Here is a 2,410-nt window from a genome sequence, read left to right on the forward strand (position 1 = left end):
ATCTGCACCTTGGCCCGCAGCTCGTCCGCCCCGTCGAGGAAATCGCCAGCTGAGATCGGCGCGACCATCGGGATTACGTCGCCGCGCGGGCAAATGACGGCCTATTCGAACTGCTCCCCGGCCAAGCGATTCCAGCGCTCGCCGGCCAGCCCGTTGAAGAAGCCTTGCGAGCTCAGAAACGCGTTCACCAGCTCCTCGTCGCGCGAATGCACCACGGTCGAGGCCGGTTGAGTGAAGGCGACCCGCCGGCCCAGCATCGCTGCGAGCAGAGCGGGTTGCGTCCGGCCGCGCAGGCCGGCGGCGCCGCGCCGCGCCGCATCGCCAATCAAGCAGTCGACGACGGAACCAGCTTGCCCCGGCAGGGCCAGAACCTGCAGCACGCGCGCCATCCTGCCCGGGCGGGTGTGATAGAGGAAGGCGCCGACCAGCGCCCCGCTGGGGGAGGAGACGGACGCGAACACGGCATCACCATAGTCCGGCTTCTGGGAAGCCTCCGCGAGGATATGCGCAAGCTGCTCGGCGCTCCAGTCGGGGCGGAGCGGGAACTGCCGCGTCAACGGGTCCAAAAGAGCCGCAAAACCGGCTTGATCGATTTCGGCTACCTTGAGGCCGCCCTTGCCATTCCAGAGTTCCGGGACCCCGGACCAGCGCATCTCGTTCTCCTGCATCCGTCCGCGAAGATAGCGATCGAGTCCGCGCGCGAGCGGGTCAAGCAAGCGCACGGCGCCGGCTCGCCGCGAGGCTAGATCGAGCAGGAAGGCCGAAGGCCGGATGACCCGGATCCAGTCCAGGCTGTATTGCGGCAGGGCGACCCCGCGCAGTTTCGTCCACATCTGCGTCGAGAGGGCATTTGCGGTTTCGCTGAAGGAGATGTCCTGCGGCCCGGCCAGGAATGTCCTGAGCAGCCTTGCGCCGGCCATCGGGTCGTTCGCCCGCGGTTCGACCATGAGCGAACCACAGATGGCGGCGCGCAGCTTGCACTGGCCATGCCTCATCGGCAGCACATTTACGCCGACAAAGCCTGAAATGTCGCCTTCGCTCGCAATATGGACGAGAGACGCGATCTCCGGATCGCAGACCGGGCCTTCGAGATAGTGCCAGCGCAGATAAGTCTCGAGCGCCGGAGGCGGCGGCTTGCCACCGTCCCGGAAGGTTCTTTGAAAGAGCCCGGCGACGGCCGGAATATCCGCAGCCTGCAGGGGACGAATCTGGCTCATGCCAAACTCGCGGAGGATGAGATCGCGGGCGAACCGTTCCCAAGCTTGCGGAGGAGTGCGACACGCGGCATTCCGACCTCATCCTTGGCGAATGTCACGGGTTCATAGGCCTTGGCTCTGGCTATCAGGGCAGCCACCTGGCGGTCCTGCCCCTGCCCGAACTCGAACAGCAGCCAGCCATCAGGCTTGAGGAAATCGGTTGCGTCCCGGATCAGCCGCTGTTGGATCGAGATGCCGTAAGGCCCCCCGTCGAAGGCCTCGCGCGGCTCGCCCTCAAGCAGATGCGCGCTCTCGCCTTCGAGGCGCGCGGTCGAGATATAGGGCGGATTGCAGACAATCATGTCCGCTGCGCCGATAAGCCCATCGCCCTCCAGCGCACCGAACAGATCCCCTTTCCGGATGGTGACCCGGTCCTGAAGGCCCAAGCGCTCGGCATTGCTCCGGGCGAGCGCGACCGTGCTGTCAGTCACGTCCACCCCCCAGCCGCGGGCCGACGGAACTTCCGCGGCGATCGACAGAGCAAGGTTGCCGGAGCCGCAGCACATGTCGATCACCATCGGGCCGGGCGCGCGATCGCCAAGAATCGCAAGCGCCCTCTGTCCGAGCAACTCCGTTTCCTGACGCGGCACGAGAACGCCCGGAGCCAGTTCGAGCATCACGCTCATGAAACGATGCAGGCGGGGCGTAGAACGGCCGGCTAGGGCTGCTGCTCTGTGCGGCACGGCGGTTCCTTACGTCATCCGACAGTATTGCATACACAGGACCTATCGCGCTCCGGTAAACGGCTGCTAAAGATATCGCCGCCGATACTGCGCAGCGCACCAACTCGGCCATATAGATGCGGCGTTGGTGCGCGGATATGAAATCGAACGCATTTCGGTCTTTGAAGTTGCCGATTGTAGCTGCCGGACTTGATGTCGGACAGACTCCGGGCGTGCGCACGCCAGCATGCGGTTGAGTACCGCTGCAACCGACGGCAACCTCGGTCTGCTGAGCGGCGAACGAATGAGCCAGCAAGCTCCACATACTTCAATTGCGTCTGCCCGGGGAGGCAGTCTGTGGATTCGAGGCGTAGTCTCGGCTAAGCATACCCGATGGACGACAGATCCTCGTTTATGAAATCCAGCATCGACCATCTCCCGCCGCCAAAGCAGCGCGAGCTGACAAGAACGGTGGAGGTGCTGCTTGAGGAG

At 64.5% G+C, this 2,410-nt stretch carries 2 protein-coding genes; both read right to left on the bottom strand.

Translation table 11 applies throughout. The features are described 5' to 3' along the window. Positions 1 to 101: 101 nt before the first annotated feature. Positions 102 to 1,217 carry a hypothetical protein gene (locus EOA22_RS30895; RefSeq protein WP_013525353.1) on the bottom strand — a complete coding sequence of 372 codons (1,116 nt, stop codon included), beginning with the start codon at positions 1,215 to 1,217 and terminating at the stop codon, positions 102 to 104. Continuing rightward, positions 1,214 to 1,882, bottom strand: a complete 669-nt coding sequence (locus EOA22_RS30900) for a HemK/PrmC family methyltransferase (protein WP_245478728.1) — start codon at positions 1,880 to 1,882, stop codon at positions 1,214 to 1,216. The genes EOA22_RS30895 and EOA22_RS30900 overlap by 4 nt, the downstream gene beginning before the upstream one ends. Between the last annotated feature and the right edge of the window lie 528 nt (positions 1,883 to 2,410).

Source organism: Mesorhizobium sp. M7A.F.Ca.US.014.04.1.1, from assembly GCF_003998745.1.
GTDB classification, from domain to species: domain Bacteria; phylum Pseudomonadota; class Alphaproteobacteria; order Rhizobiales; family Rhizobiaceae; genus Mesorhizobium; species Mesorhizobium ciceri.

What these genes read in the sequence shown, in the direction of transcription:
- EOA22_RS30895 (WP_013525353.1), bottom strand. Translation starts at nt 1,217, where the DNA reads ATGAGCCAGATTCGTCCCCTGCAGGCTGCGGATATTCCGGCCGTCGCC.
- EOA22_RS30900 (WP_245478728.1), bottom strand. Translation starts at nt 1,882, where the DNA reads ATGAGCGTGATGCTCGAACTGGCTCCGGGCGTTCTCGTGCCGCGTCAG.